Source organism: Nonomuraea sp. B12E4 (assembly GCF_039871825.1).
Taxonomy (GTDB): Bacteria; Actinomycetota; Actinomycetes; order Streptosporangiales; family Streptosporangiaceae; genus Nonomuraea.
Genome location: NZ_JBDPME010000007.1, coordinates 253,768 through 277,496, shown reverse-complemented (window position 1 = coordinate 277,496; position 23,729 = coordinate 253,768). Strand labels below are relative to the sequence as shown.

17 protein-coding genes are annotated in these 23,729 nt (G+C 72.6%); 8 read left to right on the top strand and 9 right to left on the bottom strand.

Annotated elements, in window-relative coordinates; genetic code table 11:
• Positions 1–12: 12 nt before the first annotated feature.
• Together ABGB18_RS19050 and ABGB18_RS19045 are read right to left on the bottom strand one after the other, a co-directional pair.
• Entirely contained in the window at positions 13–1,434 is a 1,422-nt protein-coding gene (locus ABGB18_RS19050; RefSeq protein WP_347696856.1) for a radical SAM protein, read from the bottom strand.
• Positions 1,431–2,828 carry a hypothetical protein gene (locus ABGB18_RS19045; RefSeq protein ID WP_347696855.1) on the bottom strand — a complete coding sequence of 466 codons (1,398 nt, stop codon included), beginning with the start codon at positions 2,826–2,828 and terminating at the stop codon, positions 1,431–1,433. Before ABGB18_RS19045 ends, ABGB18_RS19050 begins: the two co-directional genes overlap by 4 nt.
• Before the next feature lie 164 nt (positions 2,829–2,992).
• Between ABGB18_RS19045 and ABGB18_RS19040 the strand changes: the two genes are divergently transcribed.
• A complete protein-coding gene (locus ABGB18_RS19040; protein ID WP_347696854.1) occupies positions 2,993–3,979 on the top strand; it encodes an NAD-dependent epimerase/dehydratase family protein in 987 nt (328 codons plus the stop codon).
• Between the two features lie 26 nt (positions 3,980–4,005).
• Here ABGB18_RS19040 and ABGB18_RS19035 read toward each other — a convergent pair whose 3' ends face one another.
• Complete coding sequence (locus ABGB18_RS19035) at positions 4,006–5,418, bottom strand: pyridoxal-dependent decarboxylase (protein ID WP_347696853.1); 1,413 nt, start codon at positions 5,416–5,418, stop codon at positions 4,006–4,008.
• Positions 5,419–5,605: 187 nt separating this feature from the next.
• Here ABGB18_RS19035 and ABGB18_RS19030 point away from each other — a divergent pair, with 187 nt between their 5' ends.
• From ABGB18_RS19030 to ABGB18_RS19015, 4 genes are read left to right on the top strand one after another with little or no spacing between them, the layout of a single operon-like run.
• The gene (locus ABGB18_RS19030) at positions 5,606–6,688 is read left to right on the top strand and encodes a hypothetical protein (RefSeq protein WP_347696852.1); all 1,083 of its coding nucleotides are present in this window, start codon (positions 5,606–5,608) and stop codon (positions 6,686–6,688) included.
• Positions 6,689–6,710: 22 nt separating this feature from the next.
• Positions 6,711–7,853, top strand: coding sequence for a toxic anion resistance protein (locus tag ABGB18_RS19025; protein ID WP_347696851.1), 1,143 nt, complete (start codon positions 6,711–6,713; stop codon positions 7,851–7,853).
• Complete coding sequence (locus tag ABGB18_RS19020; RefSeq protein WP_347696850.1) at positions 7,850–9,424, top strand: VWA domain-containing protein; 1,575 nt, start codon at positions 7,850–7,852, stop codon at positions 9,422–9,424. Before ABGB18_RS19025 ends, ABGB18_RS19020 begins: the two co-directional genes overlap by 4 nt.
• Positions 9,411–10,031, top strand: coding sequence for a hypothetical protein (locus ABGB18_RS19015; RefSeq protein ID WP_347696849.1), 621 nt, complete (start codon positions 9,411–9,413; stop codon positions 10,029–10,031). Before ABGB18_RS19020 ends, ABGB18_RS19015 begins: the two co-directional genes overlap by 14 nt.
• Here the strand turns inward: ABGB18_RS19015 and ABGB18_RS19010 are convergent.
• The 3 genes from ABGB18_RS19010 to ABGB18_RS19000 all read right to left on the bottom strand — a co-directional run bounded on the left by ABGB18_RS19010 (position 10,028) and on the right by ABGB18_RS19000 (position 15,216).
• The gene (locus tag ABGB18_RS19010) at positions 10,028–12,100 is read right to left on the bottom strand and encodes an alpha-galactosidase (RefSeq protein WP_347696848.1); all 2,073 of its coding nucleotides are present in this window, start codon (positions 12,098–12,100) and stop codon (positions 10,028–10,030) included. The genes ABGB18_RS19015 and ABGB18_RS19010 overlap by 4 nt on opposite strands.
• A 397-nt stretch (positions 12,101–12,497) precedes the next feature.
• A complete protein-coding gene (locus ABGB18_RS19005) occupies positions 12,498–13,943 on the bottom strand; it encodes an RICIN domain-containing protein (RefSeq protein ID WP_347696847.1) in 1,446 nt (481 codons plus the stop codon).
• A 505-nt stretch (positions 13,944–14,448) separates the two neighbouring features.
• Entirely contained in the window at positions 14,449–15,216 is a 768-nt protein-coding gene (locus ABGB18_RS19000; RefSeq protein ID WP_347696846.1) for a hypothetical protein, read from the bottom strand.
• Between the two features lie 705 nt (positions 15,217–15,921).
• Here ABGB18_RS19000 and ABGB18_RS18995 point away from each other — a divergent pair.
• Together ABGB18_RS18995 and ABGB18_RS18990 are read left to right on the top strand one after the other, a co-directional pair.
• Positions 15,922–16,245 carry an STAS domain-containing protein gene (locus tag ABGB18_RS18995; protein ID WP_347696845.1) on the top strand — a complete coding sequence of 108 codons (324 nt, stop codon included), beginning with the start codon at positions 15,922–15,924 and terminating at the stop codon, positions 16,243–16,245.
• A 26-nt stretch (positions 16,246–16,271) separates the two neighbouring features.
• Positions 16,272–17,693, top strand: coding sequence for an RNB domain-containing ribonuclease (locus ABGB18_RS18990; protein WP_347696844.1), 1,422 nt, complete (start codon positions 16,272–16,274; stop codon positions 17,691–17,693).
• A 64-nt stretch (positions 17,694–17,757) separates the two neighbouring features.
• Here ABGB18_RS18990 and ABGB18_RS18985 read toward each other — a convergent pair whose 3' ends face one another.
• Together ABGB18_RS18985 and ABGB18_RS18980 are read right to left on the bottom strand one after the other, a co-directional pair.
• Complete coding sequence (locus ABGB18_RS18985) at positions 17,758–18,333, bottom strand: helix-turn-helix domain-containing protein (RefSeq protein ID WP_347696843.1); 576 nt, start codon at positions 18,331–18,333, stop codon at positions 17,758–17,760.
• Positions 18,334–18,563: 230 nt separating this feature from the next.
• Positions 18,564–20,402, bottom strand: a complete 1,839-nt coding sequence (locus ABGB18_RS18980) for an ABC transporter ATP-binding protein (RefSeq protein ID WP_347696842.1) — start codon at positions 20,400–20,402, stop codon at positions 18,564–18,566.
• Between the two features lie 345 nt (positions 20,403–20,747).
• On the opposite strand from ABGB18_RS18980, the gene ABGB18_RS18975 reads away from it, so the two are divergent.
• Complete coding sequence (locus tag ABGB18_RS18975; RefSeq protein ID WP_347696841.1) at positions 20,748–20,939, top strand: hypothetical protein; 192 nt, start codon at positions 20,748–20,750, stop codon at positions 20,937–20,939.
• 18 nt (positions 20,940–20,957) lie between these two features.
• On the opposite strand, the gene ABGB18_RS18970 is transcribed toward ABGB18_RS18975, so the two are convergent.
• On the bottom strand, positions 20,958–23,681 hold the full coding sequence (locus ABGB18_RS18970; protein ID WP_347696840.1) for a DEAD/DEAH box helicase: 2,724 nt from the start codon (positions 23,679–23,681) through the stop codon (positions 20,958–20,960).
• Between the last annotated feature and the right edge of the window lie 48 nt (positions 23,682–23,729).

Genomic DNA, 23,729 nt, shown 5'->3' with positions numbered 1-23,729 from the left:
GGACGCCTCGTTTCATCGTCCGACGGTGGTCGGGGGGCTTTCCAGGTGGGCCGGCGGCGGCTGCCGGAAGTAGCCCGGCACCGCCTGGGCCAGTTCGACGTACGCGCGCAGGCAGAACGCGAGCCAGCCGCGGATGTAGTCGCAGCCGGGCCTGCCCCGGCTGCTCACCTCGTGGTAGCAGCCGCCCCCGCACAGGTAGCGCGCCCAGCAGCCGCGGCACGGCTCCATGCGGTCGACGTGGCCGCGCTCCAGGTGACGGCGGCGCGCCCGCTGGTCGGGGCCGTCCCGGACGGATCCCATGGCGAAGGCGGGGTCCCCGACCAGCCGGTGGCAGGCGTAGAGGTCGCCGCCGGCGGACGCGCTGAGATAGCCCGCGCCCGCCCCGCACGGGTAGGGCCGGTGGGTGCCGCGGTGCAACTGGTGCATCGCGGTCTGGAAGTTCCCGAACGGGTACGGGCGCCCGGCGGCCAGCTCGGCCAGCGCCCGCTCGCCGCATTCGATCATGCCGTCGAGGAACCGCGTGAAGCCGTCCCCGGCGATCTCCAGGGCCGGGTCGGGCGCGCTGACCACGGCGGCGAAGCCGACCTCGTCGAAGCCCAGGCCGATGCCGTGCTCCAGCAGGTCGAGCAGCCGCGTGGTGCGCGGGGTGACGCTGACCCTGGCGGCGAGGTGGCGGGGCCGGCCGTGCCGTTCGAGCACGCGCAGCCCATCCCGCATGAGGTCGTAGGCGCTGGCGCCGCCCCGGGCCCGGCGCAGCGCGTCGTGGCCGGCGCGGTCGCCGTCGAGGCTCACCGACACCGTGAACGGGTGCTCGGCGAACAGCCGGGCGTCGGCCTCGGTGACGGTGGTCAGGTTGGTGGTGACGGCGAACCTGACCCGGTGCCCGGTGGCCTGGCCGGCCGCCGTGGCGTGGCGTACCACCTCGTGGACGAGCCGGCGGGCGAGCAGCGGCTCGCCTCCCATGAAGCCGACCACCACGTCCGCGCCGGGCGCGGCCTCGGCCAGCAGCCGGTCCACGGCGGCCAGCGCGGTCGCGACCGGCATGGCCCGCGCGGGACCGCCGAATCGGCCCTCGTCGGCGTAGCAGTGCCCGCAGGTGAGGTTGCACGCCTGCATGACGTTGAGCGAGAGGGCGGTCAGGGGCGGCGCCTCCATGGGGGCGTCGCCGATGTAGCGGGGCCGCGCCCCGGCGGCCTCCCACACGGGCAGGCCCAGCTCGCGGGCCAGGTCGGCGTCGTCGTCGCTGGAGTGGCGGCCGGCCAGCCACCCCTCCAGCCGGTCGGCGACGCCGGGCGGGACGTCGTAGACCCTGCTGCCGTCGGCCAGGAACAGGTGCGCGCCGTGCGCGCTGCGGAAGACCTTCAGCTCGGCGGCCAGGCCGGGCGGGCCCTGAGCGGGTTCGGGGCGGGGCCCGATCCGCAGGAAGACGGTCATGTCCCGCCCGCCGTCCCGTCGCGCAGCGAGCGCGCCCAGCCCAGGATCAGGTCGTACTGGCGGCGGGTCAGGTGCAGCGGGTAGCGGTCGGAGCCGCGCATGGCGACCGGCATGCGGCGGTCGTAGAAGCGCTCGTGGGTCGCCGGCTCGCGGATCACCTGGCGGAGCAGGTCGGGCCGTTCGCGCAGCAGATCCTCCAGCACCTCCAGCGCGACGAACCGGCGGTGGCGCTGCCGCGCGTGACCGGTGAGCGGCAGCGTCAGCGACGTCAGCGGCTCCGGAGGGGGGAACGCCTGGTCGCGGGCCGCCTCTGGGGGCAGGCCGCGGGCTCGGGCGGTGGCCCCGTTCTCCAGCCCCGAGCGCTCGTTCTGCACGTCGAGGTTGATCGCGTCCATCGTCTCCAGGACCCGTTCGAGCAGGTCGCGGACCTCCAGCGCGGTCTGCTCCCGGTCCGCCAAATACGCCGGCTCGCGTACGTCGCCGCGCCGCACGCGGTCGGTGAGCCCGTCGGCCAGGGACACGAACGGCCTGCGGTCGGGCGCGAAGTGCGGCGGGCCGACGACGATGCGGGCGGTGGCCGAGTGGCCGCCGGGCAGCACGAAGCTGACCAGGCCGTCGCACACGTCGTCCACCAGCCCGAGGCTCTCGTTCTCCTCGGCGCCCGCGAACAGCCCGCCGGGGTTGGTCCGCGGGTCCTCACCCTCCAGTGAGAAGCCGCACCAGGCTGCGGCCGGGTTGAGGATGAGCTGCCCGGCGGGCAACCGGTAGAGGCTGGTGCGGGCGGCCAGGTCGGTCGGCCCGTAGACGAGCCCGGCCGCGGGGGTGAAGCGCAGCCGCAGGCCGGCGAGCTCCGTGTCCGGCCGCGGCGCCTGCACCGAGCCGAGCGGGAGCATCGCGTCCGGCGGCACGAGCGGGTCGGGGGCACCCTGCGGGGCGCGGCCGGGAACGGCGTGCCTGGTGTGGTCGTCGCCGGCCACCTCGACCCGGGCCTCGACGCGGTCGCCGGCCCGCTGGGTGTACTGGAACGCCTTGAGGTTGGCCACCCGCACGACCCAGCGCACGTCGCCGAGCGTGATGCCGGACTCCCGCAGCACCTCCGGGGTGACGGGCCCGGTGCGGGTGGTCCCGCCGGCCTTCCAGGTCCCGAACAGCTCGAAGAACGGCGCGACCGGGCGGAAGCCGTGCTCGTCCTTGAACCGCACCTCGTCGGGTGTCCGGCGCGTGATCGTCCCGTCCGCCGCGACGTCCAGGGTCTCCTCGGGGACCACCGTGGTCTTCCCAGTGCCGCGCGGGGTCAGATCGCTCGGACCCCAGCGGTAGTTGTCGCACGGGGCCGGGGAGGGACCCAGCCGGGCGATGGCCAGTGGGGGGTGGAGCCACAGGCGTTCGATCATCCGGACCTCCAGTGCCTTGGGACCGGTCCCATAGACAGATTCGAGCACGAAGCGGGGCCGCCGTGTAGCCCTCAAAAATGAGGACGAGATCGCAGGCCGGGGGGTTTGTTACGCCCCATGCGAACCATGGGCTTTCTCGCCGTTAGAGCTGATTGAGTGCTTTCATGCAAATTCTTGTTCTGGGTGGCACGGCCTGGCTGGGCCGCGAGGTGACCCGGCAGGCGGTGGAGCGCGGGGACGCGGTGACCTGCCTGGCGCGCGGCGAGAGCGGGCCGGTGGCCGACGGCGCGGTGCTGGTCTCCGCCGACCGGCGGGCGCCGGGGGCGTACGAGCAGGTGCGGCACCGCGACTGGGACGCGGTCGTCGACGTGTCGTGGCAGCCGGGAATGGTCCGCGGCGCGCTGGCGGCGCTGGGCGAGCGGGCCGGGCACTGGACCTATGTCTCCTCCGTCAACGCCTACGCCTCCCATGGCGTGCCCGGCGCCGACGAGAGCACGCCGCTGCTGGAGCCCACCGATCGCGACGAGGTGGACCGGGAGCTCTACGGCGAGGCGAAGGTCGCCTGCGAGCGGGCCGCGGCCGCGGCCGCGGGCGACCGGCTGGTCATCGCGCGGGCCGGGCTGATCGGCGGGCCGGGCGACCACACCGGCCGCTCGGGCTACTGGGTGGCGCGGGCCGCGCGCGACCAGCGGGGTCCGCTGCTGGTGCCGGGCCCGCCGGAGGCGCCGACGCAGGTGATCGACGTGCGGGATCTGGCCGCCTGGCTGCTCGACTGCGCGCGGGCGGGGACCACCGGCACCTTCAACGCGGTCGGCCCGGTGGTGCCGTTCGGGGAGTGGATCGAGCAGTGCCGGGCCGCCGGCGGCCACACCGGGCCGGTCGTCGAGGCGGATCCGGGCTGGCTGCTCGACCAGAAGGTCAACGAGTGGATGGGGCCCGAGTCGCTGCCGATGTGGGTCGCCGAGCCGGGCTGGGAGGGCTGGTCGGCCCACTCGGGGGAGGCGGCGCGGGCCGCCGGGCTGCGCCACCGCCCCCGCGCCGAGCTGCTCACCGACCTGCTGGCCTGGGAACGCGACCAAGGGCTCGACCGGCCCAGGAGAGCCGGCCTCAGCCCCGCCCGCGAGCAGGAGCTCCTGGCCCTCCTCCCCTGACAGCGGCCCGGCCCCGGGCCCGCCTGTCAGCCGGTCACCGCGCGGGCGCGGGCGCGGATGAGGTCCAGGGCTGCGCGGGTCTCGGCGGCGTGGGTGCGGTGGCTGGTGGGGTTGATCCGCACGAAGAACCGCCCCTCGACGACGGTGCTGGACAGGAAGACGCGCTCGGCGGCGTTGACGCGTTCGAGCAGCGCGCGGCTGAGCGCGTCGTCCCCGCGCAGCCGGAACACCACGACGGTCAGGTCCGGCTCCCAGGGCACCTCGAAGAGCGGGTCGGCGGCCAGCTCCCGGTGGGCGAGCGCGGCCAGGTCGAGCTTCTCGTCCAGGGCCGCGCGGAAGGCGGCCACACCGTGCAGGTGCAGCGGCAGCCACAGCCTCAGCCCGCGGAACTCCCTGGTCAGCTCCACGCCGTAATGATTGAAGTCCGGCAGCCCGCCCACCGTCCGCAGGTCCTGGAGGTAGTCGCCGCTGTCCGCGTGGGCGGCCGCCAGCGTGCCGGGGTCCCGGGCCAGGACCACGCCGGTCCCGTACGGGAGGAACAGGCTCTTGTGCGGGTCCACGACGACGGAGTCGGCACGTCCGATCCCGGCCAGCCGCGCCCGGCCGCGGTCGGTCAGCGCCAGCCCGCCACCGTAGGCGGCGTCCACGTGGAACCACAGACCTTCCCGCGCGGCCAGCTCGCCCAGCTCCGGCAGCGGATCCACGGTCCCGGTGCTGGTCGTACCCCCGGTCGCGACGAGCAGGAACGGGCGCAGGCCGAGGGCGCGGTCCTCCTCGATCATCCGGGCGGCCGCGGCCGGGTCCATGCGCAGCCCCCGGGTCGGCACGGTCCGCACCGCCGACGCCGGCAGGCCGGCGACGCGCGCCGACTTGGCCACGCAGTAGTGGGTGTGCTCGGTGACGTACAGCCGGGCGCCGGTCAGGTCCTCGCCGAGCCGGTCGTGGCGGGCGGCGACGACCGCCGTGAGCGTGGCCGCGGACCCGCCCGTGGTCACCAGCCCGCCCGCGCTCTCCGGGAGGCCGAACAGACCGGCCAGCCAGCGCAGCACGCCGTGCTCCATCGCGACCAGCGCGGGCGCGAGGTCGGCCACGGTGGTGAAGCGGTTGTGCACCTGCGCGAGGGCGTCCGCGAGCGCCGAGGAGACCAGCCCGCCGGCCGGGAAGTAGGCGAGGTAGCCGGGGCTGGACGTGTCGAGCCCGTAGGAGGCGGCCTCCTGGAAGTCGTCCAGCAGCCGGTGGAACGTGCCGGGCGCGTCGGGCGGCGGCAGCAGCATGCGCGCCACGGCGTCCTCGGCGCCGCCGAACCGGCTGACGGGCGCCTTGGGCAGGCTCCCGACGTAGTCGGCGATGCGGGAGACGAGCTCCCGGCCCATCGCCTCGACGGCCTGCCGGTCCGGTTCCAGGCCGTTCGCGATCGCGGGGCCGTTCCCCTCCATCATGAGACCTCCTCGGGTACGGGTTTCGCCCCGCCACCCTACGAAGCCCCCGCCCCACGCCGCCCACCGGCTCGGCCACCCGTGAACGCGGCGTGAATTCTGCCGTACGGTCGGCTTTCCGCCCGCGCGATTCCGGCAAGCGTCATTCCATAATTCCAGCCATGGGGGTTTATTCAGGAAACGGAGTCCGATGAAGCGGCGGGTCGGCGTCATTCTGGCCGTGATTCTCGCCGGGGTGGCGGTGGCGGCGATCTTCCTGGGGAACCGGGAGCCGGACAAGCCGCAGATGACCCTGGTGAGGGGGGTCATCGGGTCGGAGAAGAAGCCGTTCTTCGACGATTCCCGTGTCAAGGCGGCGTTCGCCGAGCACGGGCTGCGGGTCGAGGTGGACACCGCCGGGTCGCGGCAGATCGTGACCGACGTGGACCTGAACCGCTACGCCTTCGCCTTTCCCTCCAGCGTTCCGGCGGCCGAGCAGATCAAGAGTGACCGGGGGGCGACGACCACGTACTCGCCGTTCTACTCGCCGATGGCGGTGGCCACGTTCGAGCCGATCGCGGCCCTGCTGACCAAGGCCGGGCTGCTGAGCGATTCCGGCAAAGGCTACCAAACACTGGACATAAAGAAATATCTGGACATAGTGGCTAAAGGCACTCGTTGGGACCAACTTCCGGATAATTCGGATTATCAGGCTCGCAAGCGGGTGCTGCTCACCACCACCGACATCCGTACCTCGAACTCCGCCGCCATGTACCTGGCGGCGATCGGCTACGTCGCCAACGGCGACGACGTGCCCACCTCCGACGCCCAGATCGCCAAGATCGCCCCGATGCTCGCGCCCGCCGTGCTCGACCAGGGCTTCGCCGAGTCCTCCAGCGAGGGGTCGTTCGAGGACTACCTGGCGCTCGGCGCGGGCAAGACGCCGATGCTGGTCGTCTACGAGGCCCAGTATCTGGCGCACGTCTTCGCCGGCGACGGCGCGATCAAGCCGGACATGCGGCTGGTCTACCCCTCGCCGACCGTGCTGAGCAAGCACACCCTGGTCCCGCTAAAGGGGGCCGGCGACCGCGTCGGCGAGCTGCTCACGAAGGACCCGGAGCTGCAGGCCCTGGCCGCCGCGTACGGGTTCCGCACCACCGACCCCAAGGCGTTCGCCGACCTGGCCGCCAAGACCAGGGCGCCGGCGGCGGCCTCCCTGGTGAACGTCGTCGAGCCGCCCGCCTACGCCCGGCTCGACCGGCTCATCACCACCATCGACTCCGCCCGTCCCTGACTCCGAAGAGGAGATCCCGCACGTGTCCGATCTGGTGCTCACGCCGCCCGAGCCGGTGTCCCCGGTGCCGGCCGAGACGGCGGCCACCATGTTGCCGATCGACGGCGAGCGCGCCGCCGAGCTGACCGCCAAGGCGCGCGACTTCGCCGGCGAGCTGAGCGGGCTCGACCCGCGTTCCCCGGACTTCTCCCGCAAGGTGCACGACATCGCCTCGATGGGTGACACCGAGATCAGATCCGCCTCCCAGGCCGCCAACCGCATGCTGAAACGACCGGTCGCCGCGCTGGACGCGGCCCGGGGCGAGGGCGCGGACGCCCAGGCCAGGGTCGGGAAGGAGCTCGTCGCGCTGCGCCGTACCGTCGTGGACCTGGACCCGAAACAGGCCGCGAGCGGGACCCGCAAGCTGCTGGGCCTCATCCCGTTCGGCGACCGGCTGCGCGACTATTTCGCCAAGTACCACTCCGCGCAGAAGCACATCGACGACATCATCCGCGCGCTGAGGTCCGGCCAGGACGAGCTGCTGCGCGACAACGCCGCCATCGAGGGCGAGAAGGCCCGCCTGTGGGAGACGATGATCCGGCTGCAGGAGTACGCGGTCATGGCCCAGGCCATGGACGCCGCCCTGGAGGACCGCATCGCGGAGACCGACGAGGAGCGGGCCACGGCGCTGCGCTCCGACGCCCTGTTCGCCGTGCGCCAGCGCCACCAGGACCTGCTCACCCAGCTCGCCGTCTCGGCCCAGGGCTACCTGGCGCTCGACCTGGTCCGCAAGAACAACCTGGAGCTCAGCAAGGGCGTGGACCGCGCCACCACGACCACGGTGGCGGCGCTGCGCACGGCGGTGACGGTGGCGCAGGCGCTGGCGAACCAGAAGCTGGTGCTCGACCAGATCACCGCGCTCAACGCCACCACCGGCGACCTGATCCTGGCCACCAGTGAGATGCTGCGCACGCAGGCGGGAGCGATCCAGAACCAGGCGGCCGCCACCACCGTGGACCTGGACACACTGCGCAAGGCCTTCGACAACGTCTACGCCACGATGGATCTCATCGACACCTTCCGCGCCAAGGCCGTGGAGAACATGGCGGTCACCGTGGACAGCCTGTCGGCGGAGCTGGGGCACGCGCGGACGTACCTGGAGCGTGCCCAGGAGAGCTCCTCATGAGACGAGCCCTCAACAGAACGCTGACGGCCGTCCTGCTGACGCCCGCACTGCTGCTGGCAGGCTGCGGCACCGGCGCCGACTCCGGCGAGGCGCCCGCCGACGGCCCCGACGTGCTGCGGGTGCTGGCGGGCAGCGAGATCAAGGACCTCGAGCCGCTGCTGCGCCGCGCGGAGACCGAGGCCGGCGTCAAGGTGCGGCTCACCTACACCGGCACGCTCGACGGCGCCGAGCAGGTCGCGACCGGCCGCGCCGACGGCGGCGTGGACGCGACCTGGTTCTCCTCCAACCGCTACCTGTCCCTGATCGACGGCTCCGCGAGCCGGCTGTCCACCCAGACCAAGATCATGGTCTCGCCGGTGGTGCTGGGGCTGAAGCCCGCCAAGGCGAGCGAGCTCGGCTGGGACGGCAAGCAGGTCACCTGGGCCGACATCGCGCAGGCCGCCAAGGACGGGCGCTTCAGCTTCGGCATGACCAACCCGGCCTCCTCCAACTCCGGCTTCTCCGCGCTGGTGGGCGTGGCCGCGGCGCTCGCGGACGCGGACGGCGCGCTCACCGCGGAGCAGGTGGCGGCGGTGACCCCGCGGCTGAAGGACTTCTTCTCGGCGCAGCGGCTGACGGCCGGCTCCTCGGGCTGGCTGGCCGACGCCTACGCCCGGGACCAGCGGGTGGACGGCCTGGTGAACTACGAGTCGGTCCTGCTGGGCGTGCGCGACCCGCTCACGCTCATCTACCCGGGCGACGGCGTGGTCAGCGCCGACTACCCGCTCACGCTGCTCGCCTCCGCCCCGGACGCCAAGAAGGCCCTGTACGACAAGCTCGCCACCTGGCTGCGCACCCCCGCCGTGCAGAAGGAGATCATGGCGGGCACCCACCGGCGGCCGATCGTGCCCGGCGTCACCCCCGACGCCCGCTTCGGCGCTCACCAGTTGATCGAGCTGCCCTTCCCCAACCGGCGCAGCACCGCCGATGAGCTGATCTCCACCTACCTCAACCGGGTGCGGGTCCCGGCCGAGGCCAGGTTCGTGCTGGACACCTCCGGCTCGATGGGGGGCGAGCGCATCTCGTCGCTGCGGCAGGCCCTGACCGCCCTGACCGGCGCCGACGGCTCGGCCTCCGGCGTGTTCACCCGCTTCAGCAACCGCGAGACCGTCACCATGGTCCCGTTCAGCGGCGCGCCGGAGCAGCCGGTCCCGTTCACCGTGCCCGAGCGCGACCCGGCGCCCGTACTGGCCGACATCAAGCGGTTCGCCGAGGGGCTCGACGCGGCCGGCGGCACCGCGATCTACGACAGCCTGCGCGCCGCCTACGACCTGCCGCCCGCGCCCGGCCACTACGTCTCGGTCGTGCTCATGACCGACGGCGAGAACACCGACGGCTCCGACTACGCCGCCTTCGAGGCCTACTACCGGGCGCTGCCGCAGGACCGGCGGGCGCCCGCGTTCGTGGTGCTGTTCGGCGAGAGCGACGTCGAGGAGATGCGCAAGGTCGCCGAGCTGACCGGCGGCGCCGTGTTCGACGCCCGGTCCACGTCGCTGAGCAGCGCGTTCAAGGAGATCCGTGGCTATCAGTGAGCGGGTGCTGCGCTACCTGGGCTCGACCAGGAACATCGTCGGGTCCTGCCTGGCGCTGCTCGGCCTGCTGGCCCACTTCCTGGGGCTGGCGGGCACGTTCTGGCCGCTGGTCGTGGTCGCCCTGTACGGGGCGGGCGCGCTGCTCGCCCCGCCCGACCGCATCCGTCTGACGATCTCCAACGCCGAGATCGAAACCCGGGCGCTGCGCGCCGACCTGGACGGTCTGCTGCAGCGCGTCGCCGGGCGGTTCCCCGGCGACGCGCACGCGGCCGTGGACGCGCTGGCCGAGGTGCTCAGGGGCGTGCTCGACCGGGCCGAGCAGCTCACCTCCTCCCCCGACCAGCTCCACGTGGTGTCGCAGACGATCCGCCAGTACCTGCCCGCCAGCCTGCAGGCGTACGCGAACCTGCCGCGCGGCTACGCCCTCACCCGCGGCAAGGGGCGCGAGCGCAGCGCGCACGAGGAGCTGCTCGCCCAGCTCGCGCTGCTGGACGCCCAGCTCCGCCAGGTCGCCGAGGCCATCCACCGGGGCGACGAGCAGGCGCTGCGCGACCAGGGGCGGTTCCTGCGCGACCGGTTCGGCGGCTCCGAGCTGGATCTCGGCTAGCCCCGCTCGAGCTCGATCAGCACCACGGACGCGGGCCGCAGCGCCGGCGCCGGCAGGCCCAGCTCGGCCAGCGCGGCGCCGGGCAGCCGGATCGGCTCGTCGCCCCACCCGGGCACCGCCGCGTTCGGGGGCAGCGGACCCACCTGCTGCACCACGTATTCGGCGGCCGGATCCAGCCCGGGCAGCCGCAGCGGCGCGGGACCCGAGTCGACCCGGCTGGTGAGCTGCACGAACGCGAACAGCGCGCGCTCCGGCAGCACCACCCCGTGCAGCAGCGCCGTCGGGTCGGGGTGGTCGGCGCGCACCACCCGGCCCGCGTGCAGCAGCGGCCTGTACCGCTTGTGCAGCGCGATCCAGGAGGCCAGCTCCTCCAGCTCGGCCTGGCTCGCCGAGGTCAGGTCCCACTCCACGCCCATGTGCCCGAACATCGCGGTCGCGGCGCGGAAGGCCAGTGGCAGCATCCGGCCCGTGATGTGGTCGCGCGGCGCGCCCACGTGGGCGCCCATCCGCTCCGGCGGCACCAGGAGGCCGGTCCAGCGCTGGATCGCCTGCCGGTCGAGGGCGTCGTTGGTGTCGGAGGTCCACACCCGCTCGGTGCGGGCCAGCACGCCGTAGTCGACGCGCGCGCCGCCCGACGAGCACGACTCGATCTCCAGCCGGGGGTGGCGGCGGTGCAGCTCGTCCAGCAGCCGGTAGGTGGCCAGGGTCTGGGCGTGCACGCCGGGCACGCCGGCGTGCACGGGCTCGGCGATGTCACGGTTGTGGTCCCACTTGATGTAGTCCAGCCCGTACTCGGTGACCAGCGCGTCCAGCCGTCCCAGCACGTAGTCGTAGGTCTCGGGCCGGGCCAGGTCGAGCACCTGCTGGTGGCGCTGCGGCGGCGGCATGCGCTCGGGCAGGCCGAGGATCCAGGACGGGTGCTCGCGGGCCAGGTCGGAGTCCGGGTTGACCATCTCCGGCTCGAACCACAGGCCGAACTGCATGCCCAGCTCGCGCACCCGGTCGGCCAGCGGGTGCAGGCCCTGCGGCCAGACGTCCTCGTCGACGTACCAGTCGCCGAGCCCGGCCCGGTCGTCGCGGCGGTGCCGGAACCAGCCGTCGTCCAGCACGAACCGCTCGATCCCGGCCTCGGCCGCCCGGCCGGCCAGGCCGAGCAGCCGGTCCAGGCTGTGGTCGAAGTAGGTGGCCTCCCAGTTGTTCAGCGTGACGGGCCGCTCCGGCAGCGGGCGGGTCTCGCGCAGGTGGTCGTGCAGCCGGCCGCTCGCCTCGTCGAGCCCGCTGCCCGACCAGGTGAAGTACACCGTCGGCGTCTGGTACGTCTCCCCCTGCTCCAGGGTGATCTCGCCTGGTTCGAGCAGCTCGCCCCCGGCCAGCAGCGCCGTGCCCTCGTGCAGCCGCTCGGCGTAGTGCAGGTGGTCGCCGCTCCAGGCGGTGTGCACCGCCCACACCTCGCCGGTACGGAAGCCGAACCCCTCGGTGCCCGCCACCAGCAGCCCGGTGCCGTCGTGCCCGGTGCGGCCCCGCCGATTCTCCCTGGACCACACGCCGTGCTCGAACACCCTGCGCTGCGGCACCTTCTCCAGCGACCACCGGCCGGTGAAGTCCAGCAGCTCGCCGGCCCGCGCCGGCACCGGGATCGCGCACGTCAGCCCGGCCAGCCGGTAGGGCGTCGCGGCGACGTTGAGCAGCGTGTGCCGCATCGTCACCAGGCCGCGCGCGTCCATGGCCACCTCGCTGACCAGCTCCAGCCCCGCCTCGGGGTCGGAGGAGGTGACGGTGACCGTGCCGCCGGAGCCGGGGGTCGCCTTCACGACGAGGTCCTCCAGGTTCCACCGAACCGGCCAGTGCTCGCCCGCCCTGCTGCCCGACAGGCCCGGCCTGCCGTACCAGGCGTCGGCCTGCGCGGGCACCAGCCGCGGCACCGCGGCCACGGACTCCAGCACGGGCAGCAGCTCGATCACGTCGGCGGGACCGATGTCGGCGCCGAAGTGGCGGACCCGGGGCAGCCCGGGGCCGGAGCGGTCGAGCACCAGGGCGACGCCCGCGGCGGAGAGGATCAGGGGGGACAAGTAGGCGCTCCTTACTCGCGCAGGCACGGGCCTGCGCCTGTCGTGGCTCTGCTCGACGATGATGTTGTCCCGGCCGGGAGGGACCGGGACCGGGGGCAGGATGTGCGGCGAGGGGCGCGCTTCGGCACGCGGAAATCCACGCGGCGCCGGCGGATCCGCCGAAGCATTCCCGCACCTCCCACCAGCACCGGCGAAACTCGAACACTTTATCAGGCGATCACGGGCTCACCAGGGTGAACGCCGGCACCGCGGGCACGCGAAACCGGTCACCGGCGGGACGCGCGCCCACCGGCAGCTCACCCGCCGCACGACACGACCCCCCTGGCTGCCGCCAGGGGGGCCGTGTCGGGTCGCGATCGGGCGGAGAACCGCCCGGCGCCCTGCCGGAGGTCGTGGATCAGACGGAGATCCGTCCCGCGCCCGCGCCCGCCGTCACGATGGACTTGACGCTGGAGGCGGTGTCGAGCCGGTAGGAGTAGGGGATGGAGGCGACGCTGCCGCCGGTCTGACCGCTGCCGGAGTTGACGAAGTGGTTGCTGCGCGCGACCAGGGTGCCGGGGCCGGAGTCACCCTCGCCGAGGTGGTACGGGTCCTCGGTGTTCTCGAAGTAGTTGCCCTCGACCAGCACGCCCGCGCCTTCCGTGGAGGCCACACCGTAACTGGTGACGCCGCCGTAGAAGTTGTTGAAGACGTGCACCGGGTTGCCGAACCGGACGCGCGGGTGCCGCTGGCCGGTGCCGTCGAACCAGTTGTGGTGGTAGCTCACCCGCAGGTGCCCGCGGTCCTCGCTGGCGTTGCCGTCGTCGTGCCCGAGCAGCATGGTCTTGTCGTGGTCGAAGACCCTGTTCCAGGAGATCGTGACGTAGTCGCTGGCCCGCTTGACGTCCACGGCGCCGTCATTGCCGTTGCTGAAGGTGTTGTGGTCGATGAACACCCGGGTGGAGTACTGGACGTTGATGGCGTCGTCGTTCCAGTTGCGGAAGGTGAGGTTGCGGACGATCACGTTGGAGGCCTCGGAGATGTTGAGCCCGCAGCCGGTGAGGGTCGCGCCCGAGTTGCCCAGCACGCTCTTGTTGGATGCCACGCGGAGCATGCCGGAGCAGGAGATGTTGCCGGACACCCGGATCACCGAGGCGCCGCTGGAGGACAGGGCGCTGGTCAGCGCGGAGGCGCTGGTGACGGTCACCGGGGAGGCGTTGCCGCCGCCGGTGGTGCCGCCGCCCTGCGTGGCCCAGCCGACCAGGCCGGTGGGGTTGCCGCCGGGAGGCGGCGTGACGGTGGGGGTCACGGTGGGCGTCACGGTCGGGGTCGGGCCGGGGCCGCCGCCGGCGGGGACGAGCCGCCACTGCTTGGTGGCCACCGAGTCACAGGAGTTCTGCTGCACCAGGGCGCCCGACGAGGTCGAGTTGTCCGCGATGTTGAGGCACTTGCCACCGTTGGAGTTGACGAACCTGACGGTGGCGCCCGACTCGGAGACCGTCCAGTTCTGCGACGACGCGCCGGTGCAGCTCTCCTGCTGCACGGCCTTGCCCGCGGAGGTGCTCGCGTCCCGCACGCCGGCGCACTTGCCGCTGTGGGCCGCCCTGAGCGTGTAGCCGCCGCTGGCCGACAGGGTCCAGGTCTGCGCGGCACCGCCACAGCCGGACTGCGTGAGCTGGACGCCGTCGGACGAGCTGGATCCCGGTACGGTCAGGCACAGGCCGCTGCCGTTGTTGACCACGGAATAGTTGCCCGGCGCCGGTGCGGCGGCCTGGGCCGCGGAGACACCGGCCACCGCCGTGGCCGACAGGGCGATGACGCCCCCGATGATCGCAGCCGTTCTGCCGTTGATTCTGAGTCGCACGATTCAAGCTCCTTGCTGGCCCAGGCGGGCCCTGTGCGGGCCTGCGACGTGGTGTCCCCCCAGCGAGCACTCGTTCACATATGTGATCGCCATACGTGTGAGCGAACAGCGCCAACATAGGTAAGCGCTTTCCCGCTGTCAATCGAACGTGAAACTTTCATCACGACCCCGATTTCCCGCTGTGCGGCCGCCATTTGACCTGCACATATCCCGATTTATGCAGCAATGCAGTGACTCTGAGTGATGAGGCCGGCGATCTGCGCCGTCCTCGAACGCCTCCCGGCCGGGCCTGACGGGCCACGCGCTGATGGAGGTGCCCGGCGAGGACGACGTCCTTCCGGTGGACGGGCGCGGCACGGTCGAGGTCGGCCGGCGGGCCAGGAACGGCGCGCGGTGGCCTTCATGGACTACTGGCGGCAGGGCCGCTCGGAGCACAACACGTCAGCTCCCCGGCCGTAAACGTAAACGCCCGGGGTTCCACGCCGGATTCCGCTGAACCCCGGGGTCAGCCCGGCTGGAGCGAGCCCGCCACCACGGCCTTCAGCTCCTCCTCCGTGGGCGGCTTCGTCCAGGTCAGGCCGGGGCCGCCGGCCTTCACCAGCGCCGGTGCGACCTCGCGCAGCAGCGCCTCGGCGGAGGCGTCCGGGCGCCCGTCGCGGGCCTCCCGGTAGCGGTCGAGCACCCGGGCCAGGTCCAGCATCATCGTGGCGGCTTCGGCCGCCGGTCGCACGCCGGCGATGGTCACGTGCGACGCTCCAAGGCCGGCATCGCCCGCCCACTCGCCCTCCGCGTACAGGATCTCGCGCACGGCGGCGGCGAAGCGCGTGCTGTCCATGCCGTCCACCTCGCCGTCCAGCCAGTCACCGCGCAGGTGCAGCACACCGGGCCGCTCGGCCCCGGCCAGGCGCTCCACCAGCGCCGCGACCGTGCCCTCGGGATCGTGCAGCGCGGCCTCTCCCCGGGCCGCGAAGGCGTCCGCGAGCAGGTAGAGCGAGATCAGCCGCGGCGGGTCGTACGTCGTGAGCACCCCCCGTTCCGCGCCGGCCGGCAGCGAGTCCCCGCCGCCTGACCAGGCCCGCAGGCCCTCCATGAACGCGGCCCCCGCCTCGGGCGTGAGCCGGAGCGCCCAGCCCTGCACGCCGTCCGTCCCGGGTGCCGGGCCGGTGTCCCGGTCCTGCTCCGCCTCCGCCGCGGCCGGGCGGCGGCGGAGCCACCGGATCGCCGCGCCGGCGACGGCGGCGGCCAGCACTGCGACTGTGACTGCGATCCACACGATGCGCTGCTTCTCCCCTGCGTTCCTGATGGGCGCTAGCAGCGTAGTGTGATCTCCCCCCGCGAATCCGCATATTTCTGTAAAAAAGCCCGTCGCCGCCACCGAAAGTAACCGCCAGGACCCCCTTTTCGAACGCACCCCGCCCAGGGCGCACACCCCGGCCCCGGGCAAGCACAGAATCAGCGACCGCGGGAGAGTTCCACCGCCGCCGGCCCGCGCGACGACAGCGCCCGGCGAAATCCCCCGCCGCCCGAACAATGGCAAAAACCACTCCAACTCCGCCGCATCACCACCGACCCCGCCCCGGGCCGTCCCGCGCGGCGCCGCCTTCCGCTCCCGGCGCCCGCATGGCCCGCTGTCCACCGCTTTTCCGCCCCCGACCACCTCACCGGGCATACATTTCCGACCACCCGCGCAAGCCCGTCAACTCACAGTCCGCACGCATTTCTGTCCGAAAACCCCGCCCTGGGTGTGATTTCTTCAAACTCGAAATCGGAAATGTTTTCTCGAGTAATCTTCCTGTCTACCGAACAACCTGCTCACGCCGGAACGCGACCCCGCAGCCCTGTACACTCCATTACGGAAGCACACAGTCGCTCAAAGTGACACGGGCGCGACATCTGGTGCCCACGGCAGGGGCCGGTTCGCGTCATCATCGATATCTTCCCGGCCCATGACCCAGCTGACTCAGCGCGGAACCGGAGCATGGATCCACTGCACCTGACCACCACCCGCCACGAGGGAACCCTGACCGTCCGGGTGGCCGGAGAGCTCGACATCGCCACCACCGAGCTCCTCCGCGGCCACCTGCTCGACCTGCTGCAGGAAGCCGGGCGAGCCCGGCACACCCCGGCCACCCTGGTCGTCGAGGTGAGCCGGCTGTCCTTCATCGACGCGGCCGGCCTCGGCATCCTGATCTCCGTACACAAGCACGCCCTGCGCCAGCGCACCCCGATGCGGATCGCGGGCGTGCCGCCGCGCATGCGGCGGCTGCTGCGGATCACCGGCCTGGACGGCCAACTCACCTGATTGACCGCGCCGGTAGGTTGTCAGGCGTGCCCAGGATTCAGGTTCCCGATGAGATACCCCTCAAGCTCGATGACGGGTTCGCCCGGATCAGGCGGGAGTTCCGGCTCCCCGGTGACTTCCCACGCGCCGTGCTCGACGAGGCCGCGTGGGTGGCGCGGGTGCCCAAGCTCGACGCCAGGGACCTGACGGACGTGCCGTTCGTGTCCATCGACCCGCCCGGCTCGATGGACCTCGACCAGGCCGTGCACCTGGAGCGGCTGCGCGCCGGCTACCGCGTCTGGTACGCCGTCGCCGACGTCGGCGCGTTCGTACGCCCCGGCGGCGTGATCGACGCCGAGGCCCGCGCCAGGGGCGCGACCGTCTACCTGCCGGCGGACACGGTCCCGCTGCACCCCCGGGTGCTGTCGGAGGGCGCGGCCAGCCTGCTGCCCGGCGCGCTGCGGCCGGCCGCGGTGTGGCGTGTCGATCTCGACGCCGAGGGCCGCACGGTCGGCGCCGACGTGCAGCGCGGCCTCGTACGCAGCCGCGAGCGCCTCGACTACGCCTACGTCCAGGCGGCCGTCGACACCGGCACCGCCGACGGCGTCCTGGGCCTGCTGGCCGAGATCGGCGAGCTGCGGCTGGCCCTCGAACGCGAGCGCGGCGGCGTCACCCTGCCCACGCCCGAGCAGGAGGTGGTGCCCACCGGCGACGGCGGCTACCGGCTGGAGTTCCGGCTGCCGCTGCCCGCCGAGGCGTGGAACGCGCAGATCTCGCTGCTGGCCGGCATGGCCGCGGCCGCGATGATGCTCGACGCCGAGATCGGCGTGCTGCGGGTGCTGCCCCGCCCGCACGCCGACGCCCTGGCGAAGGTGCGCAGGGTGGCGGCGGCGCTGGACGTGCCGTGGCCCGACGGGGCCGGTTACGGCGCGGTGGTGCACGACCTGGACGCGAAGAACCCGCAGCAGGCGGCGTTCCTGCACGAGTCGAAGGTGCTGCTGCGCGGCGCCGGATACGTGGCCTTCGACGGCGCGCCGCCCCGGCTGGCCGAGCATTCCGCGGTGGCGGCCCCGTACACGCACGTCACCGCTCCGCTGCGACGGCTGGTCGACCGCTACGCGACGGAGGTGTGCCTGGCGGTCGCGGCCGGCGAGCCGGTCCCCTCCGACGTGCGGGCCGGGCTGGCGGGCCTGCCGGACATCATGTCGGTGACCGGGCGGCGGGAGAAGGCGGTGGAGCGGGCGGGGGTGGACCTGGTGGAGGCGTTCCTGCTGCGGGAAAGGATCGGGCAGGCGTTCGCGGCGGTCGTGATCGACGTGGACGGGCACCACGGGGGCGGGCAGGTGCAGCTCGCCGACCCGGCCGTGATCGCCCGCTGCGACGGCGACCTCCCGCTCGGGGAGCAGGTCACCGTACGCCTGGCCCAGGCCGACCCGGCCACCCGCGAGGTCCGCTTCACCCTCGCCTGATCCCACCCGTCACCGCGCTCCACCTCGTGCCCGTCACCCCGCCACCGCGCCCGTGGTCATCCCCTCACCGCGGCCGCATCCCGTCGCAGATCACCTGCGCCATCCGGCCGCCCGCCCCCCTGGCGCGCGCCCGCCGCTCGGCCGTCAGGCAGCCGCGCAGCAGGTCGTACACGTCCTGCTGGCTCAGGTCGCGGCGCACCGAGCCGGCCCGCTGCGCCCGCGCCAGCAGCCGGCCGAGGGCCTGGACGAAGTCGGCCTCCAAAGTGGAGCCCGGCCGGAACCCCATCCCGGAGCCGCTGTCCAGCATGTCGCAGAGCGCCTGATTGGCCGAGGCCTGCTCGACCACCCCGGCGAACCAGCCGAAGAACGCCTCGCCCGCGTCCTCGGCGGTGGCCTTGGCGCGGGCGTCGGCCACGAACCGCTCGATCCGGCCCAGCAGCACCGCCTCGAACAGCGCCTCCTTGGTCGGGAAGTGCCGGTAGACGGTGCCGACCCCGAACCCGGCCCGGCGGGCGATCTCGTCGAAGGAGATGGTCAGGCCGTCGCTGGCCAGGGCCTCCTGGGCGATCCGCAGGACCTGCTCGCGGTTGCGCCGGGCATCGGCGCGCAGCGGCCGGGCCGAGGTGTGATCATCCCCCATGACATGCAACCTGCCTTACCTGACAACGCCGGCGCCAAGCGGAGAGAGCTCTCCGATTCTATCGAGAACATGTCATGACATACACCCCCAACAGCGGCACCCGCCCCGGTTGAGGGCGGGTGCCGGCCGCGGCCGCCGTCCCGGTTCGGGCGTGCGGATCGCGGCCCCTGGAGGGGGCCGGTCTGGAGGCGGGGCGCCCCCGGAGGGTGGGTGCCGCCTCTGGAGGCCGGTCAGGGCGGGGTGGACAGGCGGGGCGGGCGGGCGGACACGCCGCAGCGCTTCAGCGGCACCCGCTCGGTCCGCGCCGGCGTCTCCAGCACGATCGTGCGCGCCCCCTCCGGCACGTGCCGCAGATCGTGCGTGATCATCAGCGTCGTACGCCCGGCCATGAGCCGCCGCAACGGCCCCATGACCTGCCGGGCGGTGGCCTCGTCCAGCCCTGTCATGGGCTCGTCGAGCACCAGCACCGGCGCGTCACGCAGGATGGCCCTGGCGATCGCGACGCGCTGCCGCTGCCCGCCGGACAGCAGCCGGCCGCGCTGCCCCACCGGCGTGTCGTACCCCTGGGGCAGTTGTGTGGCGAAGCCGTGCACCCCGGCCGCCTCCGCCGCCCTGACGATCTCGTCGAAGGAGGCGTCCGGGCGGCCGTAGGCGATGTTCTCGCGTACGGACCCGGAGAACAGCAGCGTCTCCTGGTGCAGGATGGTGACGCGTTCGCGCAGCGACTCCCGCGTCATGTCCCGCAGGTCCACGTCGTCCAGCAGGATCCGCCCGGCGTCCGGATCGTAGAAGCGCAGCAGCAGCTTGGCCAGCGTCGACTTGCCCACGCCGCTCGGCCCGGTGAAGACGACGACCTCGCCGGGTTCGGCGGTGAACGACAGGTCACGCAGCGCCGCCCGCGACCGCCCCGGATAGGAGAACCCGACCCCGTCGAACCGCACCCGGCCGCCGCCCGTCCCCGCGGTGACGGCGCCGGGGGCGTCGGTGACGACGGGCCTGGCCCGCAGGATCTCGATGACCCGGTCGGATCCGGCGCCCGCCTCGGACGCGGTCAGGGCCAGCTCGCCCAGACCCTGTACGGCGGGGTAGAGCAGGGCCAGGTACGCGGCGAAGGCCAGCAGCCCGCCGAGCGTCAACCGGCCGGCGGCGATCTCCCACGCGCCGACCCCGAGGATGATGATCAGGCAGATGGTCTCGATGACCTGGACGGCTGGACCGTACAGGCCCGACAGCCACGCCTGGGCCATGTTGGCCCGCAGCCATCCGCGGCCCTCCCGGTGCAACCGCCGCGACTCGGCCCCCTGCCGGTTGTAGGCCTGCACCAGCGGCTGGTTGGCCAGCCCCTCCTCCAGGACGCTGTTCATGGCGCCGTTGCTCGCCCGCTCGCGCGCCGCGGCCGTCCTGAACCGGCCGGCGAACAGCTTCGACACCACCAGGAACGCCGGGATCAGCGCCATCGTGATGAGCGCGAGGTCCCAGCGGATGAAGAAGGCCGCCCCGGCGAAGAAGACCACGCTGGCGGCGGTGGTGATGGCCTTGACCAGCCCGGAGCCGACGAGCTCCTCGATGGCCTCGATGTCGTCGGTCAGGCGGGCCATCAGGTCGCCCAGCCGCCGCTTCTCGGAGAAGTCCGGCGCGAGCGTCTGCAGGTGGGCGAACACGCGGTCCCGCAGGACCAGCAGGAAGCGTTCGCCGCCGAGCGCGGTGACGTACGCGCCGGCGAAGGAGGCCAGGCCGGCGATCGCGGCGAGCCCGAGCCAGCTGAACGCGGGAATCCAGAACGCCTCCAGGTTCCTGGTGGCCAGCACCTCATCGGTGATGTGGCCGAACAGGCGGATCGCGGCGACCTCACACAGCGCGGCCAGGACGGCGAAGACCACCCCGGCCCCGAACAGCAGCCGCAGCCCCCGGGTGTCCGGCCAGAACTCGCGGAAGGTGCGGCGGAGCGTGACCGCCGGCGCGAGTTCGGGACCCGGGACGTTCAGGGAGAGCCGGCGGCCGGGCCGCCGGCTCTCGTGTGGCTGACTTACCACCACCACCCCCCACGGCAGCAGCAGCAGCGACAACAACGGCGACGCCTTCGGCAGCCTCCCCGTCCCTGCTTGAAGCCGATCCGAGACAGTTGCGTGCTAGCCATGTGTCCTCCCCCGTTGGCTGACAGCGCACAAATCGGACGCTAGCATCCGAATTGCAACAAAGCACGCGATATTCTTCGATTTCAAAGAGACTTGACCGGTGAATCCAGCAGGGAAAGGCTTTTCGGCACGCCGGTCAGCTCGCCCTGTGCACGGAGTAAAACGATTGGTTAAGGTCTGGTAAGCGTCAAGAATGCTTCTGCCGACCGCTTTCTTGGTGTATGTCGGCGGATACTTTGGCCGGTTGCCGCCCGGCATCCCGCCGGAGACCATCGAGACATGGCATTCTTCGGCATCCTGTTCATGATCCAGGGCTTCGGCGGCCTCATCGCCCGCTTCGTCTTCAAGGCCGACTTCGGCCTGCTGCACAGGTTTCTGGACGGCGGCACGCCGACCGCCGCGAGCGCCGCGATGGGCATCGTGGGCCTGGCCATGCCGGCCTACGGCATCCGCGCCGAGAACCGAGCATGACCAGGCGGCCCGCCCCGCTCAGGCGAGCGACGAGTAGGCCACCACGCCCCGGCGCATCGCGTCCATGGCCTTCACCGCCGTCTGCTTGATCTTGCTGCCCGGCGGCGCCGCGTTGCCGAGCTGACCCAGCAGGTCCATGAGCTGCTTGATCCACCGGACGAAGTCACCGGCCGCCAGCTCGTTGCCGTTGATGCCCTCCATGAGCACGGCGTCCAGGCTGTGCCCCTTCGTCCAGCGGAACGCCGCCCAGGCGAACCCCAGGTCCGGCTCCCTGATCGTGGACAGGCCGTGGTCGGACTCGATGCCCTCCAGCTCCCCCCACAGCCGCATCATGGCCGTCAGCGCGTCCTGCGTCCGCCCGGCCGGGATCTTGGGCCGGCGCGTGTCGTCGGACGCCCGCGACTCGAACACCAGCGCCGACACGCACGCCGCCAGCTCGGCCGGGTCGAGCTCCTCCCACAGCCCGCCCCGCAGGCACTCGGCGGTCAGCAGGTCGAGCTCGGTGTAGAGGCGGCCGAGCCGGCGGCCCTCGTCGGTGACCGTCTCGCCGTCCAGATAGCCGAGCTGCTCCAGCACCGAGCAGATGCGGTCGAACGTGCGGGAGATGACGTGCGAGCGGCCCTCGACGCGGCGGCGCAGCCCCTCGGTCTCGCGGAGCAGCTTGTAGTAGCGCTCGGCCCAGCGGGCGTGGTCCTCCCGCTCGTCGCAGCCGTGGCACGGATGCTGGCGGATGAACCGGCGCAGCTCGTTGACCTCCTCGTCCTCCACCGCGTGGTCGCGCGCCCTGGCCGGCTTGCCCAGGTCGCGGTCGCCCATCTTGGCCAGCAGCGTGGAGACGAGATTGGCGCGTTCCTTCGGCGAGCGGCCGTTGAAGTTCTTCGGGATGCGCAGCTTCTCCAGCGGCTCGACCGGCACCGGGAAGTCGGCCGGGTCGAGCTTCTTGACCTGCTTGCCGATCGTCAGCACGAGCGGGCTCGGGCCGTGGCCGCGCGGGTTGCGGCCGGGGTCCAGCACGATCGCCAGGCCCGCCCGGCGCCCGCCGGGCACCCGGATCACGTCGCCCGGCTGCAGCGCCTCCAGCGACCGCACGGCGGCGGCCCGGCGCGCCGCCCCGCGCTGCTTGGCCAGCTCCGCCTCGCGGTCGGACAGGCGGCGGCGCAGCGCGGCGTATTCGGTGAAGTCCCCCAGATGGCACGTCATGGCCTCCTGGTAACCCTCCAGGGCCTCCTCGTGCTTGCGGAGCTGCTTGGCCAGCCCGACCACCGCCCGGTCGGCCTGGAACTGCGCGAACGACTCCTCCAGCAGCGCCCTGGCGCGCTCACGGCCGAACTGGCCGACCAGGTTGACCGCCATGTTGTAGGAGGGCTGGAAGCTGGAACGCAGCGGGTAGGTACGGGTGCCGGCCAGCCCCGCCACCGACAGCGGGTCCATGCCCGGCTGCCACAGCACCACGGCGTGGCCCTCGATGTCGATGCCGCGCCGCCCGGCCCGCCCGGTGAGCTGGGTGTACTCGCCGGGGGTCAGGTCGGCGTGGGTCTCGCCGTTCCACTTGTCGAGCTTCTCGATCACCACGCTGCGGGCCGGCATGTTGATGCCCAGGGCGAGCGTCTCCGTCGCGAACACGGCCTTGACCAGCCCGCGGGTGAACAGCTCCTCCACGACCTCCTTGAAGGCCGGCAGCATGCCCGCGTGGTGGGCCGCCAGCCCGCGCTCCAGGCAGTCGCGCCACTCCAGGTAGCCCAGCACCGCCAGGTCCTCGTCGGGCAGATGCGCGGTGCGCTCGTCCACGAGCTGCCTGATCTCGTGGCGCTCGCGGTCGGTGGTGAGGCGGATGCCGGCATACAGGCACTGCTGGACGGCCGCGTCGCAGCCGGCGCGGGAGAAGATGAATGTGATCGCCGGCAGCAGCCCCTCGGCGTCGAGCTTCTCGATCACCTGCACCCGGTCCGGCGGCCGGGAACGCTGCGGCCGGCCGTAGCCGCGCCGGCCGCGCCCGCTCACCAGCCGCTCGGCGTCGCGCGTCACCCGCATCAGCGTGGGGTTGATGCGCGGCGTCAGGTCGTCGGTCACGAAGATGTCGTAGATGCGGTGGCCGACCATCATGTGCTGCCACAACGGCACCGGGCGGTGCTCGTCGACGATCACCGTGGTGTCGCCGCGCACCTCGCCCAGCCACTCGCCGAACTCCTCGGCGTTGCTCACGGTCGCCGACAGCGCCACCAGCCGGACCGACTCCGGCAGGTGGATGATCACCTCTTCCCAGACCGCGCCGCGGAAGCGGTCGGCCAGGTAGTGGACCTCGTCCATGACGGCGAACCCGAGCCCGGCCAGCGTGGCCGAGCCGGCATAGAGCATGTTGCGCAGCACCTCGGTGGTCATGACCACGATGGGGGCCTCGCCGTTGACGCTGTTGTCGCCGGTCAGCAGGCCGACCTTGGCGGTGCCGTAGCGCTTGACCAGGTCGTTGTACTTCTGGTTGGACAGCGCCTTGATGGGGGTGGTGTAGAAGCACTTGCGGCCCTGCTCCAGGGCGAGGTGCACGGCGAACTCGCCGACGACCGTCTTGCCCGACCCGGTGGGCGCCGCCACCAGCACCCCGTCTCCGGCTTCCAGGGCGCGGCAGGCGTCAAGCTGGAAGTCGTCCAGCGCGAAGTCGTAGTGACCTCGGAACGATCTCAGTGCGGCCCCGTCGTCTGCGTGCTTCTGACGGAAGGCCGCGTAGCGTTCCGCTGGCGTTGTCATAACCGCCAGCCTACCGAAATCGCCATTCCGGTCCGTCCGCCCATTCCA